Annotated in this window: 13 protein-coding genes and 1 tRNA gene; 8 read left to right on the top strand and 6 right to left on the bottom strand. The window is 69.6% G+C overall.

What is annotated here, in order from left to right; genetic code table 11:
- Positions 1-58 precede the first annotated feature (58 nt).
- From lon to ACP56T_RS10400, 4 genes are all read left to right on the top strand, one after another.
- Positions 59-2,482 carry an endopeptidase La gene (gene lon, locus ACP56T_RS10385; protein ID WP_430912076.1) on the top strand — a complete coding sequence of 808 codons (2,424 nt, stop codon included), beginning with the start codon at positions 59-61 and terminating at the stop codon, positions 2,480-2,482.
- 162 nt (positions 2,483-2,644) lie between these two features.
- A tRNA-Val gene (locus tag ACP56T_RS10390) sits at positions 2,645-2,720 on the top strand.
- A gap of 539 nt (positions 2,721-3,259) precedes the next feature.
- Positions 3,260-3,490 carry a hypothetical protein gene (locus ACP56T_RS10395; protein ID WP_430912077.1) on the top strand — a complete coding sequence of 77 codons (231 nt, stop codon included), beginning with the start codon at positions 3,260-3,262 and terminating at the stop codon, positions 3,488-3,490.
- 534 nt (positions 3,491-4,024) lie between these two features.
- Complete coding sequence (locus ACP56T_RS10400; protein WP_430912078.1) at positions 4,025-4,261, top strand: hypothetical protein; 237 nt, start codon at positions 4,025-4,027, stop codon at positions 4,259-4,261.
- A gap of 113 nt (positions 4,262-4,374) precedes the next feature.
- Here ACP56T_RS10400 and ACP56T_RS10405 read toward each other — a convergent pair whose 3' ends face one another.
- Both ACP56T_RS10405 and ACP56T_RS10410 read right to left on the bottom strand, forming a co-directional pair.
- Entirely contained in the window at positions 4,375-6,045 is a 1,671-nt protein-coding gene (locus ACP56T_RS10405) for an ATP-binding protein (RefSeq protein WP_430912079.1), read from the bottom strand.
- Complete coding sequence (locus ACP56T_RS10410; protein WP_430912080.1) at positions 6,042-7,541, bottom strand: ATPase domain-containing protein; 1,500 nt, start codon at positions 7,539-7,541, stop codon at positions 6,042-6,044. The genes ACP56T_RS10405 and ACP56T_RS10410 overlap by 4 nt, the downstream gene beginning before the upstream one ends.
- Positions 7,542-7,850: 309 nt before the next feature.
- Here ACP56T_RS10410 and ACP56T_RS10415 point away from each other — a divergent pair, with 309 nt between their 5' ends.
- Positions 7,851-8,030 carry a hypothetical protein gene (locus tag ACP56T_RS10415; RefSeq protein WP_430912081.1) on the top strand — a complete coding sequence of 60 codons (180 nt, stop codon included), beginning with the start codon at positions 7,851-7,853 and terminating at the stop codon, positions 8,028-8,030.
- 15 nt (positions 8,031-8,045) lie between these two features.
- Here ACP56T_RS10415 and ACP56T_RS10420 read toward each other — a convergent pair whose 3' ends face one another.
- From ACP56T_RS10420 to ACP56T_RS10430, 3 genes are all read right to left on the bottom strand, one after another.
- Positions 8,046-9,272 carry an acyl-CoA dehydrogenase family protein gene (locus ACP56T_RS10420; RefSeq protein WP_430912082.1) on the bottom strand — a complete coding sequence of 409 codons (1,227 nt, stop codon included), beginning with the start codon at positions 9,270-9,272 and terminating at the stop codon, positions 8,046-8,048.
- A 110-nt stretch (positions 9,273-9,382) separates the two neighbouring features.
- Positions 9,383-10,873: a glycosyltransferase family 2 protein gene (locus tag ACP56T_RS10425; RefSeq protein WP_430912084.1), complete on the bottom strand. Its 1,491-nt coding sequence runs from the start codon at positions 10,871-10,873 to the stop codon at positions 9,383-9,385.
- A gap of 46 nt (positions 10,874-10,919) precedes the next feature.
- A complete protein-coding gene (locus ACP56T_RS10430) occupies positions 10,920-14,000 on the bottom strand; it encodes a rhamnan synthesis F family protein (protein ID WP_430912085.1) in 3,081 nt (1,026 codons plus the stop codon).
- 352 nt (positions 14,001-14,352) lie between these two features.
- Between ACP56T_RS10430 and ACP56T_RS10435 the strand changes: the two genes are divergently transcribed.
- Positions 14,353-14,784 carry an MAPEG family protein gene (locus tag ACP56T_RS10435; RefSeq protein ID WP_430912086.1) on the top strand — a complete coding sequence of 144 codons (432 nt, stop codon included), beginning with the start codon at positions 14,353-14,355 and terminating at the stop codon, positions 14,782-14,784.
- A 48-nt stretch (positions 14,785-14,832) separates the two neighbouring features.
- Complete coding sequence (gene panE, locus ACP56T_RS10440; protein ID WP_430912087.1) at positions 14,833-15,777, top strand: 2-dehydropantoate 2-reductase; 945 nt, start codon at positions 14,833-14,835, stop codon at positions 15,775-15,777.
- A gap of 28 nt (positions 15,778-15,805) precedes the next feature.
- Here the strand turns inward: panE and ACP56T_RS10445 are convergent, their stop codons facing one another.
- Complete coding sequence (locus tag ACP56T_RS10445) at positions 15,806-15,976, bottom strand: hypothetical protein (protein ID WP_430912088.1); 171 nt, start codon at positions 15,974-15,976, stop codon at positions 15,806-15,808.
- Between the two features lie 147 nt (positions 15,977-16,123).
- On the opposite strand from ACP56T_RS10445, the gene ACP56T_RS10450 reads away from it, so the two are divergent.
- Positions 16,124-17,419: an RsmB/NOP family class I SAM-dependent RNA methyltransferase gene (locus ACP56T_RS10450; protein ID WP_430912120.1), complete on the top strand. Its 1,296-nt coding sequence runs from the start codon at positions 16,124-16,126 to the stop codon at positions 17,417-17,419.
- Positions 17,420-17,489 lie beyond the last annotated feature (70 nt).

Below are 17,489 nucleotides of genomic sequence, written 5' to 3' on the forward strand. Positions count from 1 at the left end.
CTTGCTCCACGATTCGGAGGAGCGAACGCCGGGCGTCCATCAAGAGGTTACGTCAGCCATGACTCAGTCGAAAGCACGCCAGCCGGTCGTTCCGGGCTCGACGGGCGCCTATGCCGTCCTGCCGCTGCGCGACATCGTCGTGTTCCCCCACATGATCGTGCCGCTCTTCGTCGGCCGCGAGAAGTCGATCCGCGCCCTCGAGGAGGCCGTGAAGACCGACCGCCACATCCTCCTCGCCACGCAGATCAATGCCGGCGACGACGATCCGGCCACCGACGCGATTTACACCATCGGCACGCTGGCCAGCGTGCTCCAGCTCCTGAAGCTTCCCGACGGCACCGTGAAGGTGCTGGTCGAGGGCGGCGGCCGCGCGCAGATCACCGGCTTCGTCCGCTCGGACGAGTATTACGAGGCCGAGGCCGTGACGCTCGCCGACGAGCTCGGCGACAGCGTCGAGGCGGAAGCGCTCGCCCGCTCGGTGATCTCCGAGTTCGAGAACTACGTGAAGCTCAACAAGAAGATCTCCCCCGAGGTCGTTTCCGCCGTCACCCAGATCGACGAGCCCTCGAAGCTCGCCGATACCGTCGGCTCGCATCTCGCGGTCAAGATCGCCGACAAGCAGGCGATCCTCGAGATCCCCACCGTGGCGCAGCGCCTCGAGCGCGTGCTGTCGCTGATGGAGAGCGAGATCTCCGTGCTCCAGGTGGAGAAGCGCATCCGCACCCGCGTCAAGCGGCAGATGGAGAAGACCCAGCGCGAGTACTACCTCAACGAGCAGATGAAGGCGATCCAGAAGGAACTCGGCGACGAGGACGGCCGCGACGAGCTGGCCGAGCTCGAGGACAAGATCGAGAAGACCAAGTTCACCAAGGAAGCCCGCGACAAGGCGATGGCCGAGCTGAAGAAGCTGCGCCAGATGTCGCCGATGTCGGCCGAGGCCACGGTGGTGCGCAACTACCTCGACTGGATGCTCGGCATCCCGTGGAACAAGCGCTCGAAGATGAAGAAGGACCTCCCCGCCGCGCAGCGCATGCTCGACGAGGACCATTTCGGCCTGGAGAAGGTCAAGGACCGGATCGTCGAGTACCTCGCCGTGCAGCAGCGCGCCAACAAGCTCACCGGCCCGATCCTGTGCCTCGTCGGTCCTCCCGGTGTCGGCAAGACCTCGCTGGGCAAGTCCATCGCCAAGGCGACGGGCCGCGAGTTCGTGCGCATGTCGCTCGGCGGCGTGCGTGACGAGGCCGAGATCCGCGGTCACCGCCGGACCTATATCGGCTCGATGCCCGGCAAGATCGTCCAGTCGATGCGCAAGGCCAAGACCTCGAACCCGCTCATCCTGCTCGACGAGATCGACAAGATGGGCATGGATTTCCGCGGCGATCCGTCCGCAGCGCTCCTCGAGGTGCTCGACCCCGAGCAGAACGCCACCTTCAACGACCATTACCTCGAGGTCGATTACGACCTGTCGAACGTGATGTTCGTGACGACGGCGAACACGCTGAACATCCCCGCGCCCCTGATGGACCGCATGGAGGTGATCCGCATCGCCGGCTACACGGAGGAGGAGAAGGTCGAGATCGCCCGCCGTCACCTGATCCCGAGCGCGCTCAAGAAGCACGGCCTCGACGAGAAGGAATGGGCGATCACCGACGCGGGCCTGCTCATGCTGATCCGGCGCTATTCGCGCGAGGCCGGCGTGCGCAACCTGGAGCGCGAGCTCTCGAACCTCATCCGCAAGGCGGTGAAAGAGATCCTGCTCACCAAGGCGAAGGCCGTCGAGGTCAACCCCGAGACCCTGCCCGAATTCCTCGGGCCGCCGAAGTTCCGCTACGGTGAGATCGACGCGGACGATCAGGTGGGCGTGGTCACGGGTCTGGCCTGGACCGAGGTCGGCGGCGAATTGCTGACGATCGAGGGCGTCATGATGCCCGGCAAGGGCAAGATGACGGTCACGGGCAACCTGCGCGACGTGATGAAGGAATCGATCTCGGCGGCGGCGAGCTATGTCCGCTCGCGGGCCATCGATTTCGGCATCGAGCCGCCGCTGTTCGAGCGCCGGGACATCCACGTCCACGTTCCCGAGGGGGCGACCCCAAAGGACGGGCCCTCGGCCGGCATCGCCATGGCCACCGCCATCATCTCGACGCTCACCGGCATTCCGGTGCGCCGCGAGGTGGCGATGACCGGCGAGGTGACGCTGCGCGGCCGCATCCTGCCCATCGGCGGCCTCAAGGAGAAGCTGCTCGCGGCGCTGCGCGGGGGCATCAAGACGGTGCTGATCCCCGAGGACAACGCCAAGGACATCGCCGAGGTGCCCGACAGCGTGAAGAATGGGATGGAGATCATCCCCGTCTCCCGCATGGATCAGGTGCTGAAGCACGCCCTCGTGCGCCAGCCCGAGCCGATCTCCTGGGACGAGCCGCTGCCGGCGGCCAAGCCCGTGCGTACGGAAGAGGACGGGGCCACCATCGTCGCCCACTGACGGGCGCGAGATGCGCGGCCGATGAAGAGAGCCCCCGGAGGACCAGCGCCTCCGGGGGCTCTTCCATGACGGACGGAAAGCACGAGGGGCCTTGCCTCGCAGGCCGGCCATCGCCTACCAGACCCCGGCCGGTACGCGATTCCGAGGCGTCGAGGACGGGCAGGGCGGTTAGCTCAGTTGGTAGAGCGTCTCCTTTACACGGAGAGGGTCGGCGGTTCGAGCCCGTCACCGCCCACCAGTCTTTCAATGGCTTACGGGATTTTGCGGGGCGCGGAATGCGCCGGCTGCCCGAAACTCCACAAGAAGGATCGTCGATGATCCTCGATGCTGGAGTTCGCGGCCTTTGCCGCTCGCCGATCACAGCGTTCGCTCCGCCTGCCCGGCCCGGTTGCGGGGGCGCCATCCCGTCGGCGGTCACGGTCCTGTTTGCGACCGGCTTTGCGCAATCCGGCCGGGTAGCGATTGAAGTCATCCTCTCCGTTCTGCCGTCCAGCAATGGGGACACGCATGCGTGGCCGCCGACTTTGCCCCAGATCGCGCGCGATGTGTTGAGCGCATAGCCGTGCGGAGGGCCGTCAGCCCCGAGGAAACCGGCCGCTTTTTCAGGGATGTACCTTGCTCGCGCCGGCCCTCGATCGCTCCCGTGGCGACGAGTCCGGCGCCCGCTGGTCATCGTGACAATTCTCACAGACGACGAGACGGTGATCGGATTATCTCAATCACATCGCCGGCGCCGATGTAATGACGCTGGTTCATCAAGCATTCTGGAGAAGATCGATGTCCAACGTTGCTTTCGATGTTATCGGTAACAAGTCTGCGGAGTTCGAGATCGCGCTGCTGTCCGACGGGCAAAAGGCGGACATGGACGAGCTGAGCATGAACGAGCTCGATGAAGCCAATGGCGGTATCCTCGCCCCCCTGATCGTGGCCGCCGCTTTCCTGACCGGCTACGGAGCGGCGCAGTTCTATAGCGATCACTGGGGCCGGGGCCGGGGTGGCCGCCGCTGAGACCGTGGCGGTACGGTGGAGCGGCGGACGCCGGGCGGGATCCCCTCTCGGCGAAGGCCGAACACGGAAGCTGCGGCCGGGATCGCCCCGGCCGCGCTCCGACAAGGATGCTCACGCGGCGATGGGGCATCCGTGGATCCGGCGCAGCATGCGGGAGAACTGGTGCCCATGTCGGCGTGGGAGTCAGTCCTGAGCGCCTTGAGCGCGGCTCCGATGTGGAAGGCTCGCGCCATGCCACCGGGGGCGGCGTGGCGGCAGTTGCGTGCCCGTAGATGCGGACATCGCCTGCGTCGCGCACCTGGTGTTGAGCGCATCGTCATGTGAGTGGCCGCCCGCTCCGACGGAACCGGCCGCTCTTTCAGGAACATACCCAGCCTCGTCCCAGCCTCCAATGGCCTCGGATTGCGACGAACCTACGCCCCCCTCGTCGTCGTGACAATTCTCACAGACACCGAAAGCTTGGGTGACTATCTAAAACACATCGCAGCCGCCGATGTGGTGTCGGTGTTTCAGCAATCAACGCGGAGAAGATCAATGTCCGACGTCGCTTTCGAAGCCCATCGCAACACCCTCGCCCCGTTCGGGATGGTGCCCCAGGTCGAGATGCAGCGCATGGACATGGACGAGCTGAGCATGGACGAGCTCGACGAGGCCAATGGCGGCCTCATGGTGATTCTCATGGCGGCGGCCTTCATGGCCGGCTACGGCGGCATGTCCTTCTATCAGGACCATTGGGGGCAGGGCCGCACGCAGGGCCGGGGCCGCCGCTGAGATCGCGGCGGCGCGGTCGAACGACGGAGCGCCGGGCGGGGCCTCCCCTGGCGAAGGCCGAACACGGAAGCGGTGGCCGGGGTCTCCCTGGCCGCGCGTCCGAAAAAAGATGCTCACGCGTCGACGGGGCGTCCGTAGATGCGGCGCAGCACGCGGGAGAGCTGGCCGGCGGAATAGGGCTTGTGCAGCAGCTCGAAGCCGTGCGTGCCCTCCTCGGCGAGAACGTGGCTGTAGCCGGAGGTGAGCACCACCGGCAGATGCGGGATGCGCCCGCGTAGCCTCTCCGCCAGGGCGATCCCGCCCATGCCCGGCATCACGACATCCGAGAACACCGCGTCGAAACCGCCGCCGTCCGGGCCGAGCCGCTCCAGCGCGGCCTCGGCATTGGCCGCCCATTCGGTGGCGTAGCCGAGATCCTGAAGGATCTGCGTCGCGAAGCGGCCGACCTCGACATTGTCCTCGACCACCAGGATGCGGCGGCCGGCGCCGTCCGTCGCGGGATCGGCGGGCTCGGTCTCGCGGACGCCTTCGGCGGGGGGCTCGGCCTGGGGCAGGTAGAGGGTGAAGGTGGTTCCTGTCCCCAGGGCGCTGACCACGTCGATATCCCCGCCCGACTGCTTGGCGAAGCCGAACACCTGGCTGAGGCCGAGCCCGGTGCCCTTGCCGACCTCCTTGGTGGTGAAGAACGGCTCGAAGATCCGGCGCAGCTGCTCGGGCGCGATCCCGCTGCCGGTATCGGTGAGCGAGACGGCGGAGAAGCAGGCGCGGGAGCCGGCATGGCCGCGGATCGCCGGCATCGGCGCGTCGCAGGAGAGACGCAGCGTGAGCGTGCCCTCGCCCTCCATCGCGTCGCGGGCGTTGACCGCCATGTTGACGACCGCCGTCTCGAACTGGCTGCGGTCGCAGCGGATGAAGCAGGGATCGTCCGGCAGGTCCGCCACCACGCGGATGCGCGCCCCCGTGACGGTATCGAGCATGTCCGCCACCCCGCGCAGGCACATCCCGACATCGAAGGTCTCGGGCTTGAGCGCCTGGCGCCGCGCGAAGGCCAGGAGCTGCCCCGTCAGCTTGGCGGCGCGGTCGACCGTGTCCGACACCGCGTCCATGTAGCGGCGGCGGCGCTCCTCGGGCAGATCGGGACGGCGCAGGAAGTCCACCGACGAGCGGATGATCGTCAGCAGATTGTTGAAGTCGTGGGCCACGCCGCCGGTGAGCTGGCCGACGGCCTCCATCTTCTGCGACTGCCGCAGGGCCTCCTCGGTCAGGGTGCGCTCCTCGACCTCGCGGGCGACGCGGCTCTCCAGGGTCGCGTTCAACTCGCGAAGCTGGGCCTCGCGGGCGCGCAGGTCCTCCAGCCGGGCGCGCGCCTCGTATTGCCGGCGCCGTCCGCGCAGGCCTGTGACCACGACGCTGATCAGGGTCGTGGGATGGAACGGGCGTTCGAGGAAGCTGACATTGCCCAGCACCCGCGACAGCCGCTCGGCGATGGGGTTGCGGTCCACCCCGCCCTGCCTCGTGAGCAGGATGAACGGCATGTCCGACCAGGCGGGCTGCTCGCCGATCCAGCGGCTCAGGCCCGACAGGTCGGCGGTGCGCACCGCCTCCTCGGCCATCAGCACCGCGCCGGCGCTTTCGCTCAGGGCCTGCACCATGGCGGGCACGTCCTGGACGATGAGCGCCCCAAGCCCGGCATCGACGAGCAGTCTGTGCGCGAGCCCCGCGTCGCGTCCCTGCGGAGCCAGGATCAGCACGCGCTCGGAGAGCGGATTGTTCGGCGCCGTCACGGCGCGCCGGTGTTCATCAGGGGCGCGTCGTCTCCCATGACGGTCGGAACGCCGCGCAGGACGCCCTGGAACGTGCGCAGCGGCTCGCCGACCCGCAACCCGTGCCCCGTGATCCGGTACTCGCGGATGGTGTCCTCGTGCATCCCGGTGCGCTTCTTGACCACCGAGATCGCCCGGCGCACCCGGCCCAGAGCCTCGAAATAGCGCAGCAGCACCACCGTGTCGGCGAGGTAGGTGACGTCGACGGGGCTCTTCATGTCCCCGACGAGCCCGTGCTGGGCGATGGTCAGGAAGGTCGAGGCGCCCTGGCGGTTCAGGTATTGCAGCAGTTCATGGACATGCAGGATCAGGGCGTTCTCCTGCGGCATCGCGGCCTGGTAGCCGTTCAGGCTGTCGATCACGACGGTCTTGGCCTGCGCCTCGTCCACCTGGCGCCGGACGTGATGGGCGAACTCGCCCGGCGAGAGCTCGGCGGCGTCGACCTGGGTGAGGGTGAGCTGGCCGCTGTCGCGCAGGGCGGCGAGGTCGATGCCCATGGAGCGGGTGCGTTCCAGCAGCAGGCCGAGCTCCTCGTCGAAGACGTACATCGCGGCCTTCTCGCCGCGGGCTGCCGCCGCGACGACGTACTGGATCGCGAAGAGCGACTTGCCCGTCCCGGCCGGCCCGAGGATCAGCGTGCTCGATCCCGTCTCGACGCCTCCGCCGAGCAGCGCGTCGAGCGCCTCGATGCCGCTCTTGAGCCGTTCGCGCCGGAAGCTCGTCTTGTGCTCCAACGCGACGAGGCGGGGAAAGACCTGGACGCCGCCGGTGGCGACGGAGAAATCGTGGTAGCCGCCGCGAAAGCGCTGGCCGCGATACTTCATCACCCGCATGCGCCGCCGCTCGGCGCCGTAATCCGGGGCGAGCTCCTCCAGCCGGAAGACCGCGTGGGCGATGCTGTGGACCGATTTGTCGAGGGCGTCGGCGGTGAGGTCGTCGAGGAGCAGGACGGTGGTCCCGTGCCGCGCGAAGTAATGCTTGAGCGCCAGGATCTGGCGGCGGTAGCGCAGCGAGCTGCCGGCCAGCAGGCGGATCTCGGACAGGCTGTCGAGCACGATGAGGTCGGGCCGCACCGCCTCGACCCGCTCGAAGATGGCCCTGGCCGATTCGCCCAATTCGAGGTCAGAGGAGTAGAGCAGGCTCTGCTGCTGCTCGGCGTCGAGCAGGCTCTCCGGCGGCAGCAGCTCGAACAGGTCGATCTCGGGCCCGATCACCCATCCGTGCGAGGCCGCGCTCTCGCGCAGTTCCTCCTCCGTTTCCGACAGGCCGATATAGAGGCCGCGTTCGCCGCGGCGCGCGCCCTCGATCAGGAACTGGAGCGCGATCGTCGTCTTGCCCGTGCCGGGGCTTCCCTCCAGCAGGTAGAGGCGATGCCGCGCGAGACCGCCGCCGAGGATGTCGTCCAGGCCCGGAACCCCGAAAGCGGCCTTGGTGGTCTGATAGGCGGGTGCGGGCATGGCCACTCGGCTGGTATTGTAAGTTTTCAGACACTTCGCGAAGGGCAATGCGAAGCTGCCGTCCATACGGCTCTCAGATCAATCATAAACGTGCCAGGGCCAAGGCGGGACGAATGCGATACGCGTTCCTCGGCTTGATTTGGGCGGATGCCGAGCCCCGGAAACCCGGCGCTCTCTCATCTTCATCAGACCTGTAACCCTCCGCCGCGAGGAGACCAAGGGGCGTGTTCCCGTTTTGTCGCCCGCGCGCGCCAGCCGGGCTCCGTGCTATGGATCCGCATGGTCTTGGCATGTCGGATCGTCGTCCTCGTGAGCGTCCTCGCCGCGCTCGCCTGGCTTGCCGCCACGGTCCCCGATTTCGGGCCGGTGGCCCTCGGGAAGCTCACGGAGGGCGGCATGTGGAGCGCGCTCGCCGTGTTCATCGCCGCCGCGCTCGTGCTCGGCTACCGCCGTCGCGGCGCTGGGCCGGACGACAGGCGGAAAGGCTGATCGCACCGGGGCGGCTCATGCCTTCGGCAGCAGCCGGTCGCTGACGATGCGGCGCTGGATCTCGCTGGTGCCCTCGAAGATCGTGGTCAGCCGCGCGTCGCGCCAGTAGCGCTCGACCCGGCGCTCGGTGGTGTAGCCGTTGCCCCCGTGGAGCTGCATCGCCTGGTTGGTGACGCGCACCGCCATCTCGGTGGCGAGCAGCTTCACCTGGGCGGATTCGCTCTCGGCCGGCTCGCCCTCGTCGAGGAGATGGGCGACCTGGCACCAGTAGGCCCGCGCCTGGGCGACCTCGGCCGCCATGTCGGCCAAGGCGAAGCGCAGTGCCTGGAACTCGCCGATGGGATGCCCGAACTGTTCGCGCTCCTGGAGATAGGCCTGCGTATCCTCCACCGCCGCGCGGGCGACACCCACGGCACGGGCGGCGGTGTGGACGCGCGCGATGTTCAGGCCCCGCTGGACCGAGGCGAACCCGCCGGAATCCCCGTCCGCGCCCTGGTCGCCGTAGAGGCCGGTGAGGCGGTCGCTCTCCGGCACGCGCACGCCGTCGAGCGCGAGTTCGAAGGTCAGGAAGCCGTGATAGCCGATCTTGTCGATGACATGCCCGGTCATGCCCTCGGGGAAGGTGCCGGGCTTCTTCACCACGAGGAACGGTTCGAGCCCCGCCGAGCGCGGTTCGCCGTCCCGTGGCTCGCGGGTCCGCGCCAGCACCTCGACGAAATCCGCCGCCAGCGCGAATCCGGCCCAGCGCTTCGTGCCCGTGAGGACCCAGTGGTCGCCCTCGCGCACGGCGCGGGTCCGAACGCCAGCGAGATCGGAGCCGGCGGTGGGTTCCGAGAGCGCGATGGCGCCGATCCATTCCCCGCGCGCGGATTTGCGCAGGAGGCCGAGCCGGCGCTCGTCGTCGAGCACCTGCGTGCCGAGGCCCTGGCCCCGCGCCAGGATGCTGCCGACGGAGAGCCAGGCCCGCGCCAGCTCTTCGCTGACGAGGCAGTATTCGAACACGCCGAGCCCCAGGCCGCCATGCTCCTTGGGGATGGTGATGCCGAACCAGCCCTTCGCGGCCATGGCCTCGATGAGCGCGCGCGGCATCTCGGCCTTCTCGCGGTCGAGCTCGTCGGCGAGGGGCAGCACCACGTCGCGGGCGAAGGCGCGCGCTTCCGCCTGGAGTTCCCTGCGCGCCGGCGTCGCCCAGGGCGAGAGCAGGTCCGGCGGCCGGGGGGCGTGGCGGTCCGGCTTCGACATCGATCCTCCCGAGCGGTCTTCCTCACGGGGCCGGCATCCGGCCCGTGCGGAAACCCTCGAGCGAGCGCGGCCGTTCCCGTTCCGCGCGCCCGCTCGGTCGGGACGCGCCCCTATCCGGCGCCTTCGGCGGCCGGCACGGAATGGGGGATCCACTGCGTGGCTTCGCGCCGGGGGGCGACGACGTCGGTGTCGATGCGCAGTTGCGGGCTGTACATCGGATCGTCGCCGAGCACGTCCCGCCAGCGCCGCAGGAAGCGCGAGACCTGCGCGCCCGGCGCCACGTTGGCCTGCCGCGACGCCTTCTCGTGATGCACCATCTCGGCGAAGGGCGTGTAGACGATGCGGTAGCCCTGCATGCGCATCTTCAGGCAGAGGTCGACGTCGTTGAAGTCGAGGCTGAAGCTCTCGTCGAAGCCGTCGACGGCCTCCATCGCCGCGCGCCGCGTGGCGAAGAGCGCCCCCGTCACCATGGAGCAGTCGCGCTGGGTGAGCGCCCAGTCGTCATAGGTCGGCGCCTGGGCGTCGTGATCGTACCAGGGATGGGCGGCGACGTCGTAGATGCCGCCGAACATGCCCGCGTGCTGGAGGCGCCCGCTCGGAAACAGCAGGCGCCCGCCGACCCCGCCGACGCCCCGGTCGAGGGCGAAGGTCAGCAGCGCCTCGAGCCAGCCGGGGCTTCCGACGACGAGGTCGTCGTTCATCAGCACCATCACGTCCGTCTCCGCCGCGCGCCAGAGGCGGTTCATCTTGGCGGCGTAGTTGAACGGCACGCCCGCCGGGCGGCGGGTGTCGATGCGCGTGACGGAAAAGGCGTCCGAGCGGCCGCGATAGATCGCGTCGTCCTCGGCGTCGTCGCCGATCAGCACCCGGATGCGGTTCGCCGGGTAGGTGCTGCGGCGCAGGCTGTCGAGGAGGTTGACGATATGGGGCGCCTGCGCGCCCTCGGCCCGGCTCTGGCGCGTCGGCACCACCAGCGTCACCGGCGGCGGGTCGGCGAGGATGCGCTTCAATTCCAGCGTGCCGGGGGTGAGCCCCGGCCCGACCTTCAGGGGCGTGCCGAGGCCCTTGAACCAGGCATTGAGGGCGGCCGCCCGCGCGCGCGGTTTCGCCTGCGGCCGGATGCCGGGGGTGGCGATCAGCGTCTGCGGGATGCGGTCGATGGAGGTGCCGGCCGACAGCGCCGCGAGCAGGAACCGGAACCACGCGGCACTCCCGTTCAGGAGGCCGAATTCCGGCGCGGCGCCCGCCAGCGCCGAGGCGCGGATCAGGAGCGGGAAGCCGACATAGTCGTCGGCCATCAGCAGCGCCGGGTTGAAGGCCGGCTTGCAGTGGACCGCCTTGAGATGGCCGTTGCGGGTCAGCACGGCGTCGTCGCCGTAGAAGACGCCGACGTCCGGCCGGCTCGCGAGCGCGGGCAGCAGATGCGCGATCAGGTCCGGCCGCAGGGTGCAGGAGGCCGGCGCCACGAAGAAGGCCTGTCCCGGCCGCCGCTCAACGAGCCGGCGGGGATGGAGCGGGCGCAAGCGCTCGTCGAGAGGCAGCGGCACGATCTCGCGCGGCCAGGACGGCGCCGCCCAGGACGGGGAGGGGGGCTGCTTCATCGTCTCGACTCGTTCTTGGAATGCGACGGGCGGGGCAGGGGAGGGCTCAGCGCGGCCACAGGCGCGCCACGCTCGCGTCCATGGCGGCCGCGACCGCCGCGATCGACAGCCGCTCGCGGATGCGATTCCGGGCGGCGGCCCCGATCGCGGCGGCGCTCCCGTCCGCCACCGCCCGAGCCGCGTCGGTTAGCGCGCGGGCGAGGTCGGCCTCGTCGACCTGCCCCCATTCGGCGCCGCGCAGATAGGGCCCGTAGGACTCCTCCAGGGTGACGATCTCGGCCTTCACCGGAAAGCCGCAGGAGGCGTCGAGGAAGTCGCGGCTGCCCCCGTAATCCGTGGCGACGACGACCTTCCCCATCTCCATCGCTTCCGCGATGGTCAGGCCGAACCCTTCCGAGGAATGAGAGGACGCGTAGACGTCGCACAGGTCGAACAGCGCGTTGAGCTGCGTGGGGGAGAGAGGCTTGTCGATGACCACCACGTCGCGGCCCTTGCCGACGAGATCGAGCAGGCGCTTGCCCTCGCCGGGAATGTCGAAGACGTGCTTGGTCTTGAGCACGAGCTGCCAGCCTTTGTCTGCGAGCCCGCTGGCGCGGAAGGCGCGGATCAGCGCATGGGGGTTCTTCCGCGCCAGGAAGCTCGACCCGTCGAAGGCGTAGAGGATCAGGCGCTTGCCCGGATCGAGGGAGAAGGCGGTGCGCAGGCCGGCCTTGGCGGAGGCCGTCGCCGTCTCGGCCGGCTCGTTGGCGACGACATAGGGCACCACGTCCACCGGGATGTCGGTGACGGTGCGGAAGATGTCGGCGCAGAACTGGGTCGGCGCCCAGATCGCGTCGAGCCCGTCGATGGTGCCGAGCCAGTTGGTCGGCACGAAGGAGGTCTCCCAGACGAACAGCCCGATCTTGACCGCCGCGCTCTCGACGACGGCGCGCTGGCGCTCGCTCATCAGCACGCCCCAGCCTTCGCCGTTGAGATGGACGAGGGCCACGTCCGGGCGACCCGAGAATGTGGCGGCCTGCCAGTTCGCCGCCACGCGGGCATGGACGTGGAAGGGCCGCTCCATGGGATGGAGGTTCACCTCCCATGGCGTGCGCCGGATCGCCGACGCGTAGCTGCGCGCGGCGACGCCGAGGCCGTTGGCGTAGTTCGTCGGCGCGACGAAGGCGACGCGCGGAGGCCGCCCTATCGCTTCTCGCTCGGTGAGATCCGCCCAGATCTTGGGGCCGTCATAGGCATAGGTCCGATCGAGTCGGGCGAGCGCAATTCCACCGGCCGCGATGGCCTCCCGCACCGCTTCGCCGCCGACGCCGGCATGTTCCCCAAGGAGCGAAGCCTTCACGAAGGGGAAGCCTTGATCCAGCAGGGTATCCCAGTCGAAAATCGTGCGGTTGTTGCCTGCGTCGTTTCCAGGCTCGCCGAATCTCTTATGCGCACCGAACAGGCTTCGCGTGGATATCCCCGCAGCCCGCATCCGGCTGGCGAAGGTCAGCTCGTACTCCATGATGACGGCGTTCTTGTCGGGCCAGATCCTGACATCCTGAATGTATTGATTGAATGCGTAGGAAGACAGGCATTTTTTCTTCAGGGCCAGAAAGAAGCTCTGGATGTGGTGGTTGTAGTAGACGTTGTCCGTCAGCCCGACGAAATCCTCCTCGCACGCGTCGATCCTGGCCAGGATCGCGGCGAAATCGGCGTCGTTGAGGGGCCCGATCAGGCTATCGTTGACAAGATAGAGCGTCTCGGAATCGAGCAGGTCGTCGTCTTCGAGGAGGACATGCGCCCAGGCGTTGAAGTCGAAGCCGACATTCTCGCGGACATAGGCCGAGTTGCACAGCTCCAGCAGCGAGGCAGGCACGGCCGTCTTGCGCCTGTCCGCTGCGACCACCAGGACGATGTCGACGCCCTGCTTCGCGAAGGCCTGGAGATAGGGGCCGACATGGCCCTTGATCCGGCCGTTCGGCGCGTGCGTGATGAACAGCGCCGTGCGGCGGCCCAGGCGGGGCGTCCGCTTCAAGCAGACCATCGCCGCGCTCGCCGCGCCCGATCCCTCCTGCGGCAATCCCCGGATCCGCAGGCCCTCGCGGATGCCCGAGGTCACGTAATGGATGACGGGGTTGATCCCCAGCGCCGCGATCGTGGGATAGCGGGCGAGATACCAGGGCGCGTCGAAACGCGGCGACGGGCTCGTGCGCCGGCCGCCATCGGCCAGGAAATGCGCCAGCGGGTTCGTGGTGGTATCGCCGGGCAGATAGGTCGCCCGATACCAGGCGGTGTCGAACCAGGGGCCGGGATTGATGTCGGCCGCCGCGCCTTCCTGAAGATAGTGGAGCAGCGGATTGCTGCCTGCGTGCAACGCTTCCGGGCACTGGGCGAAATACCAGGGTAAATCGAAGAGCTGATGGGGCCGGTAGCGCCGGTAGCCGCCGTTCGCCACGTAATGCTCGATGGGATCGAGCCCGCTGCTGGCCGCGTCCGGGCATTCCGACTGGTAGAAATGCGCGTCGAAGAGACCGGAATGCCGGATCACCTCGATCTGCCGCGCAAGCTGGATGCGGTCGTCGCGGTGGCGCAGATAACCGTTGGCCTTGCCGGTCACGTAGTAGTGGACGAGGGCGTCGCCGGCCGTCTCGCCGACCTGGGGATGACGCGCGCGGTACCAGGCGACGTCGAACTCGGGCGAGGGATCGTTGTCGCGGCTCGCCATGAAATGCAGCAGCGGGTTGGTGCCCGCCGGCGCCCCCGCCATGTAGCGCTCGGCGTACCAGCGCGGGTCGAAGAGCGGATTCGGCTTGATGCCGGCCGCGGCTCCTTCCGCCAGGAAGTGCAGGAGCGGATTGGCCCCGGTGTCCCGGAGCCTGGGCACCGCGTCGAGGTAGAAGTCGCCGTGGAACAGGGGATGGGGCCAGCGCCCCTCCTCGGCTCCGTGCAGGGCGTAGTGGATCGCCGGATCGATGCCTTCCGCGATCACGTCGGGGTAACGGGATCGGTAGTACGGCGCGTCGAACAGGCCGGTTGCGTTCACGACCGCCGCCGCCGCGGCGAATCGGTCGTTCTTCCCGAACAGACGGCCGACGGCGCCGAGGTGCCGGGACAGGGGCATGGTCGCGGCCTTCGCGGACGAAACCATGGAGGCGGAGGGTTTCGACAAGGCGATGAACCTATTCCGAAGGCGCATGGTGTATCCGACGGCATCCCCCAGCGGCGCCGCTTGCTCCGGTTCCGCTGGAAGGCTGCGGCATCGTGGGGCGGTGGTTCGCCGGCCGGCGGTCAAAGGCCGCCGCGCCGCTCCGGCCGCCTCGTGTCGCGGCCCTTCCTACCGTGCCCGCTCCGGCGGGCCAAGATCCGGTCTCCGCATGCGCCCATGCATGCCGGACCTGCGGCGACGGTAAGATCGCGCTTCCGGTCCCGCCGCTCATGCGGTTAAACGCGGGCGGCGAGGCCGCGAGCCGGCCTGGCCGCCCCGTTTCCCGGAGCAGTCCGTGACCGTCCAAGCCGTCCTCGCTCCCGTCTTCGCCCTCGTCTTCCTGAGCTTCGCGCTGCTGATCCTGATGGGACGGCGGCGCTTCGCGGAGGTCGGGTCCGGCCGGGTCGGGATCGGCGAGATCGCCCTCGGCGAGCGGAACTGGCCGGCGAAGGTGCAGGCCGCGTCCAACGCCTTCTCGAACCAGTTCGAGATCCCGGTGCTGTTCTACGCGCTGGTGCCGCTGGCGCTGATCACCCGCAAGGCGGACCTGCTCTTCGTCGTGCTCGCCTGGGTGTTCGTGGCGACGCGCGTCGTGCATGCCGGCGTCTTCGTGACCTCGAACCATGTCCCGACGCGCTTTCGCGCCTACATGGCCGGTGTCCTGGTGCTCGGCGTGATGTGGATCGTCTTCGCGGTGCGCATCCTGCTGGCGCCGGTCGGTCCGTAGGGCCGGCGCCTGACGAGACGAAGAACGAGAGACATGGGAGCAGGGGCGATGCGGGTTCTCGTCGTCGGAGCCGGAGCCACCGGCGGCTATTACGGCGCGCGGCTGGCCGAGATCGGCCGCGACGTCACCTTCCTGGTGCGCCCGGCGCGGGCGGGGAAGCTCGCAGCGGACGGCCTCGTTGTGCGCAGCCCGCTCGGCGACACGCGGATCGAGAGCCCCCGCACCGTCACCGCCGACGCGCTGGCGCGGGGAGAGGCGGGCGCCTTCGACCTCGTCATCCTGTCCTGCAAGGCCTACGACCTCGAGGCCGCCGTCGCGGATCTCGCCCCGGCGGTGGGAGAGGGCACCGCCGTGCTGCCGATCCTCAACGGCATGGCCCATCTCGACCTGCTCGACGCCCGCTTCGGCGCGGACCGCGTCCTCGGCGGCTCCTGCTCCATCGCCGCGACGCTCGCCCCCGACGGCGCCATCCTCCAACTCAGCGATTTCGGCGTCTTCACCTATGGCGAGCGCGACGGATCGCGCACGCCCCGCATCGAGGCCATCGACGCGCTGGTGAAGGATGCGCGCTTCCAGCCGCGTTCCAGCGGCACGATCCTCGTCGAGATGTGGGAGAAATGGGTCTTCCTGGCGACGCTCGCCGCCAGCACCTCGCTGATGCGGGCGGCCATCGGCGACATCGTCGCGGCGCCCGGCGGCCGGGACTACATCTCTGGCCTCTACGACGAGTGCCTCTCGGTGGCCCATGCGTCGGGCGTGAGCCCGCGCGAGAAGGTGGCCGCCAATGCCCGCGCCATGCTCACGGCGGAGGGCTCGACGCTCACCGCCTCGATGATGCGCGACATCCTCGGCGGCCACCGGATCGAGGCCGACCACATCGTCGGCGACCTGCTTTCGCGCGGACGTGGGACGGGGCTGGAGCTGTCGCGGCTCGCGCTGGCCTACACCCATCTGAAGGCCTACGAGGCGAGGCGCGCCCGCGAGGCGGCTTGAGCCGGGCATCGCTGGCGCGCTCCCACCCTCAGCGGCGCGGCGGCGGGGCGCCGTATTCGAGCTGGGTCTTGGCGTCGACGCGGGGCGCGGGCGGCGTCAGGTCCGGCGGCGGGGCGCTGGCGCAGGCGGCGACGGCCGCCACCAGAAGGCCGGCGAGCGAGACGCGAAGGGCGGAAGAGATGGAAAGCGTTGAAGACATGGCGGTCCGTCGGTTCTAGAGCGATGACGGCGCGGGTCACGCGCGGTCAGCCCGGCCATAACGCGCCGAAGCTCGGCCGTATTGTGGCCGTCACGTCTCCGCTTCGTTGCACCGCTCGATAGTCATAGCCTCGCGGGAGAATCCGCCCTGACACCCGCCGCCCGCTGCTCCGCCGCCATCGAGGTCCTCACCGACATCGCCGAGCGCCGCCGTCCCGCCGCCGATGCGCTCAAGGATTGGGGGCTCGCCCATCGCTTCGCCGGATCCGGCGACCGGGCGGCCATCGCCAGCCTCGTCTACGACGCGCTGCGCCGGCGCGCCTCCGCCGCCTGGATCATGGGCGACGAGAGCCCGCGCGCGGTGCTGCTCGGGTCGCTGCGCCTCCAGCAGGGGCTCGCCGCCCCGACCGTCGCGGCGCTGTTCTCCGGCGAGCGATTCGCCCCCGAGCGGCTGAGCGAGGCCGAGGCCGGCCGCCTCGCTTCCGCCACCCTCGACGACGCCCCGCCGGAGGTGGCGGGGGACGTTCCCGAATGGATCCTGCCGGCGCTGCGCGACGTCCTCGGCGACGACCTGCTGCCGGAGCTCAGGGCGCTCGGCCGCCGGGCGCCCCTCGACATCCGTGTCAACACGCTGAAGACCGACCGGGACGCGGCGCTCGGCATCCTCTCCGCCTACGGCGCCGCGCCGACGCCGCATGCGGCTCAAGGGCTGCGCATCCCCACTGGCGCGGACGGGCGCGGGCCGGCGCTGCATGTCGACCCGGAATTCCTGGCCGGCTGGTACGAGATCCAGGACGAGGGCTCGCAGCTCGCGGCCTCCCTCGCGGGGGCGCTGGAGGGCGAGACCGTGGTCGATCTCTGCGCGGGCGGCGGCGGCAAGACCCTGGCGCTCGCCGCCGCCACCGGCAACCGTGCCCGTCTCATCGCCACCGACGGCGACCCGCGCCGGCTGGCGCCGATCCACGAGCGCCTGCGCCGCTCGGGCGCGCAGGCCGAGATCCGCACCCCGCGCGGCGGGCGCGCCCGCGCCGACGTGCTGGCCGATCTCGACGGCACGGTCGACCGCGTGCTGGTGGATGCGCCCTGCACCGGCTCGGGCACCTGGCGGCGCAACCCGGACGCCAAATGGCGCCTGCGCCCCGGCAGCCTCGCGACGCGCGTCGCCGAGCAGGCCCAGGTGCTCGACCGCGCCGGCCTGCTGGCTCGCCCCGGCGGCCGCGTCGTCTACGTCACCTGCTCGCTGCTCGCCGAGGAGAACGACGGTGCGGTCGCGCGCTTCCTCCAGCGCACGGGAGGCGCCTTCGCCTCCGTCGATGCCGGGACGATGCCGGGCGCCGGGGCGCTCGACGGGCTCGTGCGCCGGACCGTCCACGGCCTTCAGATGAGCCCGGCGCGGACGGGCACGGACGGCTTCTACGTCGCCACCCTCGAAAAGCGTTCCTGAGACGGGGAGCAGCCCCGCGAGAAAACCATTCCGGGCATCGGAGGTGGAGCCCCCTGGGACCGGGGACGCG

The organism is Methylobacterium endophyticum (assembly GCF_050591105.1).
GTDB lineage: Bacteria > Pseudomonadota > Alphaproteobacteria > Rhizobiales > Beijerinckiaceae > Methylobacterium.